The organism is Paenibacillus sp. FSL H8-0282, assembly GCF_037963825.1.
Taxonomy (GTDB): domain Bacteria; phylum Bacillota; class Bacilli; order Paenibacillales; family Paenibacillaceae; genus Paenibacillus_AQ; species Paenibacillus_AQ odorifer.
Window position 1 is genome coordinate 352,591 of sequence record NZ_CP150146.1, and the last position, 17,257, is coordinate 369,847.

Sequence of the window (17,257 nt, forward strand, 5' to 3'; positions counted from 1 at the left end):
GTGTGAGAGTGGGACACAACGGTGGTATATATCCCGTAGATAGGCTGGGATGTGGCTGCCTGAGCGGAATGTGAGGCATATATCCCGCAGATTAGCTGGAATGTGGCTGCGTGGGCGGAATGTACGGTATAAATCCCGTAGATTGGATGGATTGTGGCTGCGTGGGCGGAATGTACGGTATAAATCCCGTAGATTGGATGGAAAGTGGCTGCGTGGGCGGGATGTACGGTATAAATCCCGTAGATAAGCTGGGATGTGGCTGCGTGGGCGAAATGTGAGGCAAAAATGCCCTAAATAAGGGCGAATCCGCCTCCATAAGCAAAAAGAGAGGCATATATGCCCTAGAAATGAGCAGAAGAGGAGCAGCGACGTGGAAGACAGGCAAAAATGCCCTAAATAAGGGCAAATCCGCCACCGTAAGCGAAAAGAGAGGCATATATGCCCTAGAAAGAAGCAGAAGAGGAGCTGGGACATGGAAGAGAGGCAAAAATGCCCTAAATAAGGGCAAATCCGCCTCCATAAGCAAAAAGAGAGGCATATATGCCCTAGAAATGAGCAGAAGAGGAGCTGCGACGTAGAAGAGAGGCAAAAATGCCCTAAATAAGGGCAAATCCGCCTCCGTAAGCGAAAAGAGAGGCATATATGCCCTAGAAATGAGCAGAAGAGGAGCTGCGACGTAGAAGAGAGGCAAAAATGCCCTAAATAAGGGCAAACCCGCCTCCATAAGCGAAAAGAGAGGCATATTTGCCCCAGTAAACGGTGCCGGGTGCAGGTCGGTTTCTATTTTTATAATATAAAAATTTCTGCCCCGCGCATCGCAGGCTTGTCCAGCGCATATTTGCCACTCTCCTGAACAATTCTGTGATGCCCATTCCCTTTTCCTATCATGCTCATATCCTAAAGCAAAAACATGATATGGAGATGACCCTATGCCCTCGCCCAGTAAGGCCCGCATCAGACATGCCGTTACTATAGATGTACTGATTCCCGCGATTGAAAAAGATTTACAGACCCTTCCCCATGTGATTGACGCTGTTAGAAAGCAGGTTAAGCATCCCATCGGCCGGATATTAATTGTTGCTCCCAAAAAGAAACGGATGATTGAGTTCTGCCGCACAAAAGGCTGTACCTTTATTGACGAGAATACGGTGCTGCCGATTACGAAAAAAGACATTCATTACCGCTCACGCACCTGGGAACGTTCCGGCTGGCTATTCCAACAGCTGCTGAAGCTGAATGGCGACAAGCTCTGCACGGCGGATTATTTTTTGGTCATTGATGCCGATACCGTTCTGATCACCCCCCACCATTTTCGGGCCAATGGCAAGACACTCTTTTACAGCCGGAACTGGAGCCAACCACAGTATTTTGTAACCTATAGGAAACTCATGGGCCGCAAGGTGACCGCAAAATCATCATTTGTGACCCATTACATGCTGTTTGAACGCAGTCAATTGGCTCAAATGAAAAGAGAGATAGAAGCAAAACACCAAATGCCTTGGTATCGAGCTATTTTACACAGTATGAACCGCTCCAAGCAATTTGCCTTTTCTGAATTCGAAACCTATGCCAATTACCTGTATTCGAAGAATCGCGAGGGAATGAAGATTCAAAAAGCGCGTAATAAAGGTCTCCATATGAATGCAGGACAGCTATCCAAGCAGAAAGTGAATCAGCTGGCTGAGAAGTATAGATCATTGTCTTTTCATAAACGAAAGGGGTATGTGAGAATACCGGGGGCTAAATCCAGCGCAGGGGGGCGATAGGGTTGCAGATCGTACTCCTTTCAGGGGGATCGGGGAAGCGGTTGTGGCCGCTATCAAATGAGATCAGGTCAAAAGCTTTTTTAAGGCTGCTTCCAACAGAAGCTGGCGGTGTGGAGTCGATGATCGAACGGGTATGCAGAGGGCTGGAAGAAGTAGGTTTGTTGGATTCAAGCTGCATTGTGACTCATCGCAGTCAGGTGGAGATTACTCGCAAATCCGTTGGTGCTCAAGTCCCTTTATTAGCAGAGCCGCAGAAACGGGGGACTTTTACTGCAGTAGCTCTGGCGGCGAGTTATCTGCATTCTGTGAAGGGTATGGACTCAAAAGAGATCGTAGTGGTCATTCCGGTGGATTCGTATGTGGAGGCTTCTTTTTTTAAGCAGCTTCATCAATTTCCGAGTGTGCTTGCCGAATCACAAGCGGACATTGCTTTGATTGGTGTTTTACCTGAATTTCCTTCTACACAGTTCGGTTATATTCTGCCGGGTGAAGGGTCTGGGGTAGGGGGGACGTCTTTTTTAAATGTTAAGCAGTTTGCAGAGAAACCGAACGAATCGACAGCCGTCGAGTTCATTTCTCAGGGAGGACTGTGGAATTGCGGCGTGTTTTCCTGCTCATTAGGGTACTTGCTCTCAAGTATGGTGGAACGGGATCTTCCAGTAGATTACATGGAATTTATGGAGCATTATGATCAATTGCCAGAACGAAGCTTTGACTATGAGGTGCTAGAACACACGCGGCGTGCGGTAGTCATCCCCTATATTGGGGTGTGGGCGGATATTGGCAGCTGGGATGCACTTGTTCCCCATTTGCAAGGAAGAGTAATTGGCAGTGGGAGTATTTCTGAGGATTCAAAAGGTACCCATTTGATCAACGAACTCTCTTGTCCTGTGCATATCATCGGCGCTCCTGGTTTAATCGTGGCGTCGGGGCCAGATGGCATTTTGGTTGCTGGGATAGAGCAGGCGAAACGAATTAAGCAGAAGCTGGAGGGCCATGCGGCGAAGCCGATGATTGAAGAAAAACGCTGGGGCACCTCACGCATTTTGGACTTCTCTCGTACGGCGGCAGGTATTGAGGTTACGACCTCTAAAATAACTATTTTGGCAGGCGAGCACACCAGCTACCATTTTCATCGGCATACTAAGGAAGTTTGGTCTTTTCTTTCTGGAAATGGAGAATACCGGATGAATGGCCATCTTCATGCGGTTGCCGCCGGGGACACGGTCACGGTACCTGCTGGTACGAAGCATGGACTGCGGGCCATTACAGCGCTCGAATTGATTATTATTGAACTGTTGGAATTTCCTGAGGTGGATGACTACGTACGAGTGTCTGCTGAATGGGAGGGGGAGGGGAGCTTCCTTGATGATTTGGGATGAATGGAAAGGTAGTTCGCTTTAACCCGGAGGCAGTTGTAGACATGGGGAGATTGACCGGCTGAAGTGAAATAGATGTATTCAGTGCAACTATTTCGTGGAGTAGCGAATCCCTTGCGATTTAGATGTAGTTTGTACAGTTAAAAATCGCGAATTTTTACGTTTTGAATAGATTTGCTGAATATAAGTGTACAGAGTGCAATTAAATCCGAATTAGCGCCTAAAAGAGGGCATTTAACTGTACGAAGTACAACTAATTATTAAGAGGACGGAGATGCAATAGGCAAGCCACAGTAAACTACAGGAAAGCGATAAGTAAGCTATAGGCAAGCCACAAGCTAAACCACAAGCTAAATCTAAACCTAAAGTGTGATGGAAGCCCCCTACCTAGCAAAAATAAACCCACAAATAGCACCGTGAGCAGAACGCCCACGGTGCTATTTGTGCATTCACTGCTTTATATAGAAATTATTCTTTAGATTTTCTATTCAAAAGATGCTCAATTCCTGCCGCGACTCCGTCTTCCTCATTACTGGTGGTAATGAATTCCGCCATTTCCTTAAGAATTGGCGCTGCGTTAGCCATAGCAATCCGGTAGCCGGCCTTCTCGAACATCGGCTGATCGTTATAACTGTCGCCCATGACAGCTACATCCGCTAGCGGGATCCCATAATGGTCAGCAAGCATGGTTACACCGGAGCCCTTGTTGGCCTCTTCATGGTTAATCTCGATATTATTTACATGGGAGGCGGTAATAATTAAGCCCGGAATAGCTGCGAAGCGTGTGGAAGCTTCCTTGAGCAGCTCTCGGTTTAGAGAAAAAGCCAATGTTTTATAAATAACATTTTCCTCCTTGCTCCACACCTCTTCCATACTCTCCACATAGGTTACCGCTGCTTGTTGAAACTGTTGATCGATCATTGCTTTCAGCAGCCAGCTGACTTCTTCAGGAACTTCATCATCGCTTAGTGCAGATAATTTCTCTAACCGTACACGTTTGTTCAGCTCTACATAAACGTTATCCTCAGTGTATACCTCGTAATACAAGTCCGGAATTTCGTTCATCCAGCGCAGGGCGGGAATGATGTCTGCTTTATTCAGCGGCGTGCTTGCCGCGAGGGTGCGATCAGATAATGTGACGACTGCGCCATTTAGACTGACTACAGGACATTCCAGATCCGCTAGCCGAAGCTGACGTTCTGCATCCATAAAAGAGCGGCCTGTGGCAATGATAACAATGTGACCTAGTTTCTGAGCTTTTATAATAGCTTCGCGGTTTTTTGGACTGATGTTTCCTTCTTCGTTCAGTAATGTTCCATCCATATCTAAAGCAATCAGCATATTGTATGAGCTCCTTTTCCAGGTAAAGTGGTACTTTTTAAGGGGGATTGAAACGTTACTTGTATCTTATCATTAATATTCTGAAAACCAAAAACCATTTTCATGCAACTGTACAATAATGAACGTTCAACAAGAGATAAAAGGTTTTTACAGTATATTTTTAGATAATAGTTCAGTCGTGGTACAATAGTTATCAAACTAACCGACTAGCCGAATCTATCGTCAGCTTATGTTCGTGGAACGTGACCCGACGGTATTTTTCCTGTGTAAGGACATCGGCAGCTGCTTATGTAAAGGGGACTATTTATGAGATCCAAAAACTTAGCCACCATGTCACTCGCCTTTATGGCATGTGGGTTTCTGATTACACTGTTTCTACCTGAAAACCTAGCCGTGATTCTACTGAGAGGTGGTTTCGAGGCCGGTTTGGTAGGGGGGATTGCCGACTGGTTCGCGGTAACGGCGCTGTTCCGCCATCCGATGGGGCTACGTATTCCACACACCTCACTACTGCTCAAGAATCGCGATAAGATCATCCAATCACTAATCACCGCGATGGAGACTGAGCTTCTTAACAAGGAAAGCATTGAGAACAAGCTGCGTAAGTTTGGCTTTATATCAATGGGCTCCAAGCTACTGACAAAGTTCTTTAGTAAAAAGAAGGCAAGAGTACAAATATTGGAGCAGCTTGGCGAATTCGTGTCTCGTCTTCCGGTAGAGAAGGCAGTACCGTTTCTGCAAAAGGCAGCCTCCGAATATGTTCGTGAAGCTGAGCTTGGCGTTGCGGCTGATAAAATAGTTACTAAGTTAATGAATGACGGTAAAGATGTAGCTGCTCTGGACTATGCGCTGGAAGGGGTGTCTACTTGGAGCGGACGTCCTGAAACGAAGGCTATGCTGGGCAAGATTGCCAGCGAGAAATTGGCTGAAGTGAAGCTTGGCGGACTTAAAGGTATGGCTTTTCAGGCTTTTGTCGGGTTTATGGATGCAGATATGCTTGGTGAAATGCTGCAAGGTATGTTGCAGTCCGGTATCCGCGATTTTCGGGAAGAGGATAGCCCATACCGTGAAGAGATTATCCGCGAGATTCGAGTGGCCCTGTTCCAGATTGTTAATGACGAGGCTAGACTGGCTTCATTAAAAGAATGGGCACTGAATGAGCTTGAAGGCGAAGCAGCAACCGAATTCCTGCATGCGCAATTGGAGAACATTCGCAGCAAAGCAATTTCCCTGTTGGAGGAAGATCGGGCGGCTGGCGGACGCAAGCTGTTCACGCTCTATACCCTGCTTGTACGTCGTATTGGCAAGGAACAAGAATGGATCAGCAGCTGGGAAGAGCGGATTCGCGCTTCGCTAATTGCCTTTGTAGAGGCTAACCACTACAGAATAGGTCTTTTGGTAAAAGAGAATCTGGACAGCATGGATGACGCTAGTCTAGTGAATATGCTGGAAGATAAAGTGGGTAAAGATCTGCAATGGATTCGTGTGAACGGAGCTTTATGCGGGTTTGTCGTAGGGCTTGTGCTTACAGTTATTCAATTGATTTGAATGAAACTTACTATTTATTGTAAAATAAGAAAAAAAGAAAAGCAGCGATTCTCCCGTGAGGGAGGATCGCTGCTTTTTGTTGTTGCTCATGGCCTGTCTGCATCGTGGAGTAATAATCCTCCTCTGAGGCTTAAGGACCCATATGACGTTATTTGTTAGTTCTTGGCTCTTGGAACATGCTTGCGGACTCCACTGGCGTTATTCCTATGGATTACGTTCATATGGGGCATTTTTCATGCCAATAGGGGTTATAGGGTCCTTAGCATTGCAAATGAGGGATAAAGCTGCGTTTGGGGTCAGCTGTGTCCGATAGCTACCTTGTATGCGCATATGTTACCTAATTCATACGGAGATTGGTGTTTAGCTCAAGCAAGCTCAAAAAGAAAGGGACCCAGCAGCCAGTTGATGGCTTAGGAGGCCCCTACTTTGGGTGAGTCTACAATTGCATTCCATCTGCAAGAGTTCTGTACCCTTGCTGTGGTGTTGCAGAAGCTTGATACAGCTGTTCTAAATGGTTTGCTGTACGCTGCCAATTGAAGGCTTCAAGCGCGTCGGCTCTCCCTTGTGATCCGATGGTAACTGCCAATTGTGGATGGCGGGCTATCCGCAGCAAATACCGGGCAAAGGGTAAAGGCTCGCGATATCGTTCTACCAGATAACCGTTATGGCCAGAGGCGACTATCTCTCGGATGCCCCCATTATTCGAAGCGATAACAGGTAGACCGGAGGCCATAGCTTCTACATTAACAAGACCGAAGGATTCATGGTTCTGGGAAGGGCATACAAAGCAGTCTGCCGCCTGATAAAGGGTGTGAATATTCTCATGAGCCACATTTCCTAGAAAAGTAACAGACACTCTCAGCCGCCGTGCAAGGAGCTTCAACTGCCGTATGTACGACGGTTTGCCTTTGCCGGCGATGACCAGATGAGCGGGGAGGTGTTTGTTTAAATGCGACATAGCACGGATTAATATAGGCACTCCTTTGCGGGGTATAACCCGACCCACGAACAAAACTGTGAAGGTCTGCGGGAGTTTGTAGAAACTACGAAGCTGTTGTTTTTCAGATATCTGCACAGGGGTAAACCGGTCAAGATCAGCTCCCAATAAGACAATATGAATCCCTGTGGTCAGTTGCGGGAAGCGGCGATCCAATCTTCGCTGTAAGGAGTGGCTGTTGGCAATGATCAGATCTGCTTTTGCTAAGGCATTGGCCACTTTATCTGTACCCGGTGTGAAGGTAAGCGAGTGCAGGAACAGAAATACCGGGATATGAGGAAGCTGCTTCTTTACAGCAGACATAAGATGGGGGCGATTATCAACCTGAATGATGTCAAAGGATTCTTTCTGAATGTATTCTAATACCGAAGTAAGATAATGGGCTGGGGTGCTTGCAGGCAATCGGATAATTCTGACCTGCTCCAATATAATGGCAGCAGGTAGTCCAGGTACCTTCCGACTAACAATGGTTACCTTATGTCTCTCCGCCAGTCTTCTGGCAATGGCCCAAATGCAGATTTCTACAGAACCGTCTCCCGGAACTGGGAACTGCTCCGGTGCAATGATACAAATGTGCATGGTTCACGCCTCCTTTTATCCGCTAATGGATATCCTATTCCACCATATGCAACACAGTAAACAGTAGATACATCCGAAAGCGGAGAGGGCGTTTCACTCATGCCATTTGTACAGTTGCAGCATAAAATACTAAGGCTTACTAAGGCCGTGATTATTTTTTGAGGGACAGGGGAGAGGACAGTTGGGAAAGAAGTTAAAGTCTGCATTGACCAGCAAATGGATTAAAACCAAGGTGCTCATGCGAAGCGCTGAAATTTCACCGTTGATTCCCGAAACGATAAAATTCAGTAAAGTCAATCTGAAAGCTATGCTGCTGAAATATGGAATGGTTTATGTTAAACCGGAATACGGTACCTATGGCAATGGTGTGATGAAGGTTGAGCAGAGTAGAGAGGCTCATGGAACAGAATATAAGTACCAAAGTGGAACAAGACTCAAAACCTTTAGAACCTTCGACGCCTTCCATTTATCTTTAAAGAAAGCAACGCGTGGACGTAGTTACCTGATCCAGAGAGGAATAGTTTTGCTAAAGCACGGGAAACACCGCTTTGATATCCGTGTGATGGTCCAGCTCAGCCCGCAGGGCAAATGGGAAACTACCGGTCTGATCGGTCGGGTAGCTGAGAAAGGTAAGATTGTTACCAACTATCATAGCGGCGGCAAACTAACTGCTATGGAAAAGCTGCTGTCTCCTTATCTAAACGAAGCTCAGCAAGCGCAAATGCTTAAGATCCTGAGAAAGCTAGGAGAAGATACCGGACGTTTCTACCATAAGAAATATCCTGGGTTTAGACAGATTGGTGTCGATGTAGGATTGGATAGATCCATGACGCCTTGGATTATTGAAGTGAATACTAGTCCGGACCCGTATATTTTTAAACATCTTTCTGATAAAAGCATGTACCGCAAAGTAATGGCTTACCGCAGAGCGAATGAGAAGAAAAAGTCCGTTAAATGATCTGTTTCCTCGTATTTGCAATGACAGCAGAAATCTTTTGTTCTAATTCTATGATTTTTTGCTTGTGTGTTGCGATTTGGCGGTAACCGGAGACGAGTGAGGACAGAGACTGAGTGGTTAATGTAAGGTTTTGCTTGCGAATCGCTGCTTTGAAGTCACTCCAATCTGCGGAAATCCGTTTATTCAATGAGGTGACTACGCTTTTGTTTGATTTAATTGAGACCTGTGGACTATCAATGCCAGACAAGGTTTTGCGGGCATAGGTTATCTTTCGGGTACGTGTCTGTTTCGCTGCATTCAACTGATTCTGTCTGTCGCTAATTTCTTTGCGTGCCAACTGAACCAGGATCTTCATAGCATCACCTTGGGCTTGTAATACGGTATTCAACGTCTTGTTTTTAAGACCCTTGGCGATCTTGATACGCTTATTAAGCGCATTGTACTGGTCGAATAAGGGCTGATAGTGCTGTTTGCAGCTCTTAACGGTAGCCTCCAGTTGAGCTACGGTTTCTAAATCAATCTCTTTAATTTGCTTACGTACTGCAATCAGTGTTTGCTCATTATTATAGTGAAGGGTTCGGATCTGCTCCTCACGATTATTGTATTGCATCTTTAAAGTAGATAAATCATTGTACAGATTAGTCATCTTTATCCTTGTAGGACCGTCGGCAGTCGCAGCTGTTAGATCAAAAGCCGCTTGAATAGAGGGTGTTAATTCAGTCGTTGCTGCAGCAAAAGCTTCCGTTGATGTGCTTAACGATAGCAGGATCACCAGTAGTAGTAAGGGGAATGACTTTAGTGCGTTCATTAATTTGCTCCTCCTTTTGTCCGTATCCCTGAAGACAACAAAAAAGCACCCGTAGCAAAGGCAAAAGCCTTTATTACGGGTGCTTCCATCGTAATAGGTCACGAACGATATATTTATTCTTAAATATAAGTTGTTTATTTGCTAGCGTCAATAATTTAAATTTAAATATTTCCAATTTAAAATAATGCGCTAGACATTTCTTTCCCCAGTTCTCTTATCGTATACTGACATAAGAAGGTATGAGAGCTTTAGCACTAGCAACAAAGGAGGTCTGGCTTAAATGGGCAGCTCGGTAGAATTTAACGCAATTCTGGATCATGCATTTATGAGGTCTCCAGAAGGAATGGCCGTACTGTTTTCGAATAACGGCGATTTCAACTGGATAAAAGTCAATCCGGCTTTTTGCAATCTACTTGGCTTTACGGAGGCCGAGTTTCTTGCCGGGGCTCTTTTTACAGAATCGGAAAATAGAGAGGCACATTCAAAAGAGCTCTCCTATAGATTAGTAATGGACGAGCTTCAGAAATCGCCAGCGGGCAGCTGGAAGAAGGAACATTGTTTTTTAAACAAAGAAGGTCAACCCGTTTGCCTGTCTCTCATGTTCTCTGGATTAGGAGCAGAAGAAGGACAAGCCCCTTCGTATATTATAGTATACGCCGAGGATATTACGGAACTAAAGATCGCAGCTCAGGAAACGGTGGATCATCGGGATCAGCAGCAGCAAATGGAAGAACAAATTCGCCAAAGTGAACGCAATTATAGATTGATGTCTGAGAATTCGCTGGATTTAATCTCGCGTCATGCGGTCAAAGACAGTGTTTTCTTATATTGTTCTTCAGCTAGCCGTACCTTGCTTGGTTATGAACCTGAAGAGATGGTTGGGACAAGCGCCTATAATTATCTTCACCCCGATGATCTAGTTATGATGCAAGGTTTAATGGAGCAGAGCCGCAGCTCTGGCGTTATTCCGGCTGTAGCTTACCGCTACCGCCATAAGAATGGCACCTATGTCTGGTTCGAGTCGAGCAGTCGTTATACCTATGATGATGAGGGAAATGTCATGGAGATTATAGCGATTGGGCGGGAAATTACGGAGCGCAAGCAGTTCGAGTTCAAGCTTAAGGAGAGCGAGCAACGGTATAAATCATTGTTTGAATACAATCCATCTGCTGTGTACTCTATGAATTTGCATGGAGACTATTTGACTGCCAATGCGAATTTGGAGAAGTTGACCGGGTATTCTCTGGAGGAACTGATCGGAATGTACTTTGGCCCCATTGTGCATGAGAAGGACATAGAGAAGACTTTGTATCATTTTAACTTAGCCGCCCAGGGTTATCCTCAAAGCTATGATCTAACGCTTATTCATAAAGACGGACACTTTGTAGAAATTAATACTACCAATATTCCGATCATTGTAGATGACCAAGTAGTGGGTGTGTATGGGATTTCCCGTGATATTACAGAGCGCATCCGTTATACAGAACAAATTGAGAAGCTTAGCAATGAGTATACCCTTATTTTAAATGCGGTTTCAGAAGGCATCTTTGGACTCGATATGGAGGAGAAGGTGACGTTCATTAACCCTGCAGGTTTGCAAATGCTGGACTATGAACATGATGAAATTATGGGCCATCCTTATTTGGATCATATTCAGCAAATAGCGCTTGATGGGAGCCATTATCGGCCGCAGGAATCTCCACTGATGAAGGCTATTAAGTCAGGTGTATCTTATCAGAGTAAAGATGCGGTCTTGTGGCGTAAGGACGGTTCTAGCTTTCTTGCGGAATACCAGGTAACCCCTCTGTTTGATAAAGGGGAGCCGAAGGGTGTTGTTGTAGTGTTTCGGGACATCACGGATGAGAAGGAAATCATTCGGGCGAAGGAATCCGCAGAAAAAGCAGACCAGGCTAAGTCTGAGTTCTTAGCTATTATGAGCCATGAAATCCGTACGCCGATGAACGGAATTGTAGGGATGACGGATCTCCTGGCGGAGACGGAGCTTGATGAAGAACAGCTTGGATATACTGACATTATTAAGGAGAGCAGCAGCTCGCTCCTATCTATTTTGAATGAAATACTGGATTACAGCAAAATTGAAGCCGGAAAAATGATGATTGTAAATGAGCCCGTGCAGCTTCAAGCCGTATTGGACAGCGTAATCGATCTATTTACAGCTAAGGCTTTGGAGAAAAATATTCAGTTATCATGCAGCATGGCACCTGGAGTCCCGCCACTGATTATGGGCGATGCCGGGCGGTTGCGTCAGATATTGGTCAATCTGGTCAGCAATGCAATCAAGTTTACAGATCGGGGCAGTATCAGTATTTACGTAGAGCAGAAGCTGTCCGCAGATCAAAAGAAATTAACTTTGAAATTTAATGTTAGGGATACGGGGATCGGCATTCCTCTAGAGAAGCAGCATCGGCTGTTTCAGTCCTTTTATCAGCTGCATTCCTCGTTTAATCGCAAATATGGCGGGACCGGATTGGGGCTGGCAATTTGTAAAAAGCTCGTTGAGCTGATGGGCGGAGCTATCGCTGTAGAGAGCAGTGAAGGAGAGGGCTCTAATTTCTATTTCACGCTGCAGATTAATCCTGATAGTAGTAAATCTGAGATAAATGTGGAAGATACAGTGCAAACAGAAGAACGGGAGACAACAATGGAAGGGGCAGCAGCTGCAGAAGAAGAATTGGATGCCGGTGCAAATGTAATTCTACTTCCGGAGGCAACTCCACATTGTGCTCCTAAGTCTAGCCCTTTAAGAGGGGATCTATCCGAATGAAGCATGGACAGCCTCGGATTAGCAAGAAACTGCCTGCGGAGCCATATACACAGTGGGAGGTTGGGGTCGAATCCCCGTCCTCTGCATGTGGCCCAGCTACGATGGCCGCGTTAGCGGAGTATTGGAACACCCATTTAGGAGCGGACTTTATTCGGGGCAAAGGTCATTTTCCTTCCAAAGCCGCTCATATTAATTACATATACAGCCATCACGGTGGAAGACCTTGGGGGATGAGTGTGCGCCGTTTTACCAAAGGACTGAAGAACTATATCCATTCAGTGATTTTACCTAAGGATCAGCAAAAGTTACTTATTACTACGTTTAATGATTTTGAAGTATATAAAACAGAAATTGATGCCGGCCGGCCTGTGGCTGTTAAATTTGATAAGTGGTTTCGTCTGCGGTGGAGAGGTGAGTTTACTTACGACTACCATTGGGTACTAGGTATAGGATATGAGGGATTTGAGGACGGAGAGCGTGCTAACCTGATTGTTCACGATAATGGTGTGCGGTACAAGGACGGTAGAGTCACTCTAGGGAAAGAACGGCGTATTCCGTATTTTGCGAATAAAGATATTATTACGATGGTTGGGCTAGATATTGACGATGCATCGAGGTAGAGGGATTGTCCTGACAAAATAGCTTGAAAAATTTGAGTCCAAACGTTTGCACTACTTAGACGATCATACTATAATCCAGTTAATAACTGGAAAAGGGGATAGGTGCTTTGTCCGTACAAAGGGAAATGAAGGAACCCATTTATTATGGGGATCCTGCGGCTACTAGAGGGATTTCCGTGTTTGCTCAGGAGTTTGATCAGTTATTCAGCTATGATGGGGACGATCTTGGCCTAACGTACTCACCGGGGAGTTCAGCTTTTTGTTTATGGGCGCCCACCGCTCAAGAAGCGGAGCTGGTACTCTATAATTCATGGCAGGGAGCAGCAGAGTGTAAGTATTCTATGATCCGTGATGTCCGGGGAACGTGGAGAATTACAGTTGACGGTGATTTAGATGGCAAGTTCTATACCTACCGAGTACGTCTTGGAGAACAGTGGAATGAGGCGGTTGATCCTTATGCACGTGCTGTAGGAGTGAACGGTGATAGGGGAGCTATTTTAGATTTACGTAAAACAGATCCGGAACGGTGGACGGAAGATAAGCCACCCTTGGATGATCCTGTGGATGCCATCATTTATGAGCTTCATTTGCGAGACTTATCCATTCATCCAGCAAGCGGTATGACCCATAAAGGACAATATCTTGCTTTGGCGGAAGAAGGAACCCGCGGACCGGAGGGTATTCTCACTGGACTCGATCATATCGCGAACCTCGGTGTAACCCATGTGCAGCTATTGCCTGTCTATGATTATTCTACAGAGAGTGTAGATGAGACGAGGCTGGATGAACCGCATTATAACTGGGGTTATGATCCGAAGAATTATAATGTGCCAGAAGGCTCCTATGCTACAGATCCATATGTGCCTGGACTGCGTATCCGGGAACTAAAAACAATGATTCAAGCACTTCATGATCGCGGTCTCCGCGTCATTATGGATGTGGTTTACAACCATGTGTACGATGGCTATCGTGTGAATTTCACAAAGCTGGTTCCCGGCTATTATTTGCGTTACAAGCAAGACGGAAGCCTGTCGGATGGCTCTGGCTGCGGGAATGACGTGGCTTCAGAACGCTTGATGATGTCCAGCTTCATCGTGGAATCCGTAGTTTATTGGGCCAAAGAATACCATATCGATGGTTTTCGTTTTGACCTGATGGGCTTGATTGACCTCGACACGATGGAGGAAATCCGGCGTCGTCTGGATGGGATTGACCCGTCCATCATGACGATTGGTGAAGGTTGGATGATGGGGACAGAGTTGCCGATGGAGCGGCTCGCTCATCAGAAGAATGCTGCGCTTCTGCCGGGAATCGGACATTTTAATGATGATTTCCGGGATGCCATTAAAGGGAATATTTTTCTGCATGATCAACCGGGCTTCATCAGCGGAATGATGGGACTGGAGCTTGCGATAAAGGCAGGGGTCGCGGGAGGCATTGCTTATGCCCCAGGCATTGGACAATTTGCCGTGGAGCCTCAGCAAACCGTCAATTATGTGGAATGTCATGATAATCATACGTTATGGGATAAAATATTACTGTCCACACAAGGGCAGACGGACAAACAGCGCCAATCTATGCATAGGTTAGCTTCTGCGATAGTGTTCATGAGTCAGGGAATCCCCTTTGTCCATGCGGGTCAGGAATTTATGCGCACGAAAAACGGGGTAGAGAACAGCTATAAATCCTCGGTGAAGATCAACCAATTGGATTGGGAACTGTGCGCTGCTCATCAAGATGATGTGGTTTATCTGAAGCAGCTAATTGCCTTGCGTAAAGCACATCCGGCTTTCCGTATGCGAACGGCAGATGACATTCGGAATCATCTAGTATTTGAAAAAGCATCGGTAAGTTCGGTAGCGTATACATTGCGTGGCCATGCTGGAGGCGATGCGGCGAAGCATATCTATGTGCTTTTTAATGCTAATGTAGAACAGACGGCTTTGGTTCTGCCACAGCTTGGTGCATGGAAAACAATTTTTGGAGCCGATCTTGTGCAGAATCTGACGGGTAATAAGCTAACTGTAAGCGGGATTGGAATGGTAATGCTGACGGCGGACTAGATGTTTTTTTACAGATAATTCTTCAAAAGCATGCAGTGTATTGTGCTCAATGAGTGCAGTACACTGCGTGCTTTTTTGTGTGGAACTTTCTTTTGAATGGATGCTCTTATTTTACATAAAAAGGTGACATTACTCATTTTCGTTAAAGATCTAGGATGCTAATATTAAGGCATTTACTTTGGCGCTTTAGAGTGGCATAACAGCAGAAAGTGACAGAGAGTACTTTTCTTTGGTGAGAGGATGAAAGAGATGGGGAAAGCAACCGGATTTTTAGAGTTTGAACGACAGACACCCTCCGAGTGTGAGGCATTGGAGCGAATTAAGAATTGGAATGAATTCTCGATACCTATGGATGAAGAAAAGCTGCGCGAGCAAGGGGCGCGTTGTATGGATTGCGGTACGCCATTTTGTCATGTAGGACGTCTGTTGTCTGGTATGGCTTCCGGCTGCCCTTTGCACAACTTGATTCCTGAATGGAACGATATGGTCTATCGTGGAAATTGGGAGATAGCGCTGAAACGTCTGCATAAGACTAACAACTTTCCTGAATTTACAGGCCGTGTCTGTCCCGCTCCTTGCGAAGGCTCTTGTACGGTAGGGATGAATGGCAAACCTGTCACCATTAAATCTATTGAGAAGTCGATTGTAGATAGAGGTTTTGCAGAAGGCTGGATTGTGCCTGAGCCGCCGCTTCATCGCACGGGTAAAAAGGTAGCTGTAGTGGGTTCAGGTCCGGCGGGGCTTGCCTGTGCGGCACAGCTTAATAAGGCAGGACATACGGTGACTGTGTATGAACGGGCGGACCGGATTGGCGGACTGCTTACCTATGGTATTCCCAACATGAAGCTGGATAAAAAGACTGTACAGCGCCGGGTGGATCTGCTTGCAGCTGAGGGCATTACCTTCGTAACTCGAACAGAGATCGGCCGAGATCTCCCAGCATCACAGCTCAAGGCAGAGCATGACGCTGTAGTACTGTGTGGTGGATCTACTCAGGCACGTGATCTGCCGATAGAAGGACGCGATTTGCGTGGGATTCATCAAGCTATGGAGTTTTTAACGCTGAATACAAAGAGCCTACTGGATTCAGGGCTTGCCGATGGGGAATATTTATCAGCAGCAGGTAAGGATGTAGTTGTAATCGGCGGTGGGGATACTGGAACAGACTGTGTAGCCACTTCGATCCGTCACGGCTGCCGCAGTGTGACTCAGCTTGAGATTATGCCACAGGCGCCGCTGACACGTCAGTCTAACAATCCTTGGCCGGAATGGCCAAAGGTGCTTAAAGTGGACTATGGTCAGCAGGAGGCCGCTTCACTGTATCAAGAAGATCCGCGCCGTTATCTGGTTTCGACGAAACGGTTTGTCGGCGATGAGGGCGGGCAAGTGCAGGAGCTGCGTACAGTGCGCATTGAATGGACTCATAATGAACAGGGACGAATGGTACCGGTCGAAGTGCCGGGCAGTGAGGAGACCCTGCAAGCGCAGCTGGTATTACTGGCTTTGGGATTCACAGGGCCTGAAGAAGCTGTACTGGGCGAGCTTGGGGTGGAACGCGATGAGCGGGGGAACGCCAAAGCAGAGTTCGGAGCACAAGCAACCAATGTAGAAGGTGTGTTCACAGCAGGCGATATGCGGCGCGGGCAAAGCCTTGTAGTCTGGGCTATTGACGAAGGACGTCAGACTGCGCGCGAAGTAGACCGCTTTTTGATGGGATCCTCGAATTTGCCGTGAGTGTTAAGATATAGCGGGCAGGGCGTTCCTTTGGGAACGTCCGCTTTGCGTTGTGGTATGTTCAAGGTTAAGATTATTGTCTAAGCGCATATTTACTTAAGTTAAGTTGAAAAGGAGAATACATGATGAAGTTAATGTTTATTTCCGACATTCACGGATCTTTATTTTGGCTGGAACGGGCTTTGGAAAAGGCAGAAGAAGAGCAGCCGGACAGTCTTATTATTCTAGGAGACTTTTTATATCATGGTCCAAGAAATCCGCTGCCGAAGGACTATAACCCACAAGAGGTTGCTAATAAGCTTAATGCATATAACAAAAACAAGCCGATAACCGCAGTACGTGGAAACTGTGACGCCGAGGTAGACCAAATGCTGCTGGAATTCCCGATGATGGGCGATTATGTTATGCTTTTGCACGAAGGCAGACGGATTTACGCTACACATGGTCATGGCTTTAGCATTGAGCATTTGCCGGCGCTTTCCGAGAAGGATATTTTTATTCAGGGACATACCCATATACCAGTTGCCGATGTAAAAGGGGGAGTGTATGTACTGAATCCCGGCTCCATATCGCTGCCTAAAGAGAATAATCCGAATTCCTATGCTATTCTAGAGGGCGGGCAATTTATCGTTAAGGATTTTGAAGGCAATGTGGTAAAAAAGATTACCGTATAGTGAGA

Annotated in this window: 13 protein-coding genes; 10 read left to right on the top strand and 3 right to left on the bottom strand. The window is 46.1% G+C overall.

What is annotated here, in order from left to right:
* The first annotated feature begins 110 nt into the window (after positions 1-110).
* The 3 genes from NST94_RS01570 to NST94_RS01580 all read left to right on the top strand — a co-directional run bounded on the left by NST94_RS01570 (position 111) and on the right by NST94_RS01580 (position 3,148).
* Positions 111-278 (top strand): hypothetical protein, encoded by a 168-nt coding sequence (locus NST94_RS01570; RefSeq protein WP_339281567.1) that lies wholly within the window; start codon positions 111-113, stop codon positions 276-278.
* Positions 279-929: 651 nt separating this feature from the next.
* A complete protein-coding gene (locus NST94_RS01575) occupies positions 930-1,766 on the top strand; it encodes a DUF6492 family protein (protein ID WP_248549146.1) in 837 nt (278 codons plus the stop codon).
* Positions 1,767-1,768: 2 nt separating this feature from the next.
* Positions 1,769-3,148 carry a sugar phosphate nucleotidyltransferase gene (locus NST94_RS01580; RefSeq protein ID WP_339281568.1) on the top strand — a complete coding sequence of 460 codons (1,380 nt, stop codon included), beginning with the start codon at positions 1,769-1,771 and terminating at the stop codon, positions 3,146-3,148.
* Positions 3,149-3,613: 465 nt separating this feature from the next.
* Here NST94_RS01580 and NST94_RS01585 read toward each other — a convergent pair whose 3' ends face one another.
* Positions 3,614-4,486: a Cof-type HAD-IIB family hydrolase gene (locus NST94_RS01585; RefSeq protein ID WP_280753336.1), complete on the bottom strand. Its 873-nt coding sequence runs from the start codon at positions 4,484-4,486 to the stop codon at positions 3,614-3,616.
* A 306-nt stretch (positions 4,487-4,792) separates the two neighbouring features.
* Here NST94_RS01585 and NST94_RS01590 point away from each other — a divergent pair, with 306 nt between their 5' ends.
* A complete protein-coding gene (locus NST94_RS01590; protein WP_076220722.1) occupies positions 4,793-6,034 on the top strand; it encodes a DUF445 domain-containing protein in 1,242 nt (413 codons plus the stop codon).
* Between the two features lie 436 nt (positions 6,035-6,470).
* Here NST94_RS01590 and NST94_RS01595 read toward each other — a convergent pair whose 3' ends face one another.
* Positions 6,471-7,610, bottom strand: coding sequence for a glycosyltransferase family 4 protein (locus NST94_RS01595; protein WP_339281569.1), 1,140 nt, complete (start codon positions 7,608-7,610; stop codon positions 6,471-6,473).
* Positions 7,611-7,791: 181 nt separating this feature from the next.
* Here NST94_RS01595 and NST94_RS01600 point away from each other — a divergent pair, with 181 nt between their 5' ends.
* Positions 7,792-8,568, top strand: coding sequence for a YheC/YheD family protein (locus NST94_RS01600; protein ID WP_232061115.1), 777 nt, complete (start codon positions 7,792-7,794; stop codon positions 8,566-8,568).
* On the opposite strand, the gene NST94_RS01605 is transcribed toward NST94_RS01600, so the two are convergent.
* Complete coding sequence (locus NST94_RS01605; protein ID WP_076220534.1) at positions 8,561-9,376, bottom strand: hypothetical protein; 816 nt, start codon at positions 9,374-9,376, stop codon at positions 8,561-8,563. The two genes, NST94_RS01600 and NST94_RS01605, sit on opposite strands and share 8 nt — an antisense overlap.
* A 280-nt stretch (positions 9,377-9,656) precedes the next feature.
* On the opposite strand from NST94_RS01605, the gene NST94_RS01610 reads away from it, so the two are divergent.
* From NST94_RS01610 to yfcE, 5 genes are all read left to right on the top strand, one after another.
* The gene (locus NST94_RS01610; RefSeq protein ID WP_339170852.1) at positions 9,657-12,161 is read left to right on the top strand and encodes a PAS domain S-box protein; all 2,505 of its coding nucleotides are present in this window, start codon (positions 9,657-9,659) and stop codon (positions 12,159-12,161) included.
* On the top strand, positions 12,158-12,781 hold the full coding sequence (locus tag NST94_RS01615) for a C39 family peptidase (protein WP_076185575.1): 624 nt from the start codon (positions 12,158-12,160) through the stop codon (positions 12,779-12,781). The genes NST94_RS01610 and NST94_RS01615 overlap by 4 nt, the downstream gene beginning before the upstream one ends.
* A gap of 107 nt (positions 12,782-12,888) precedes the next feature.
* Positions 12,889-14,844 (top strand): type I pullulanase, encoded by a 1,956-nt coding sequence (gene pulA / locus NST94_RS01620; protein WP_339281570.1) that lies wholly within the window; start codon positions 12,889-12,891, stop codon positions 14,842-14,844.
* A gap of 249 nt (positions 14,845-15,093) precedes the next feature.
* Positions 15,094-16,578 carry a glutamate synthase subunit beta gene (locus NST94_RS01625; protein WP_076185581.1) on the top strand — a complete coding sequence of 495 codons (1,485 nt, stop codon included), beginning with the start codon at positions 15,094-15,096 and terminating at the stop codon, positions 16,576-16,578.
* A 125-nt stretch (positions 16,579-16,703) separates the two neighbouring features.
* Positions 16,704-17,252, top strand: a complete 549-nt coding sequence (gene yfcE / locus NST94_RS01630) for a phosphodiesterase (RefSeq protein WP_339282118.1) — start codon at positions 16,704-16,706, stop codon at positions 17,250-17,252.
* Positions 17,253-17,257: the final 5 nt, after the last annotated feature.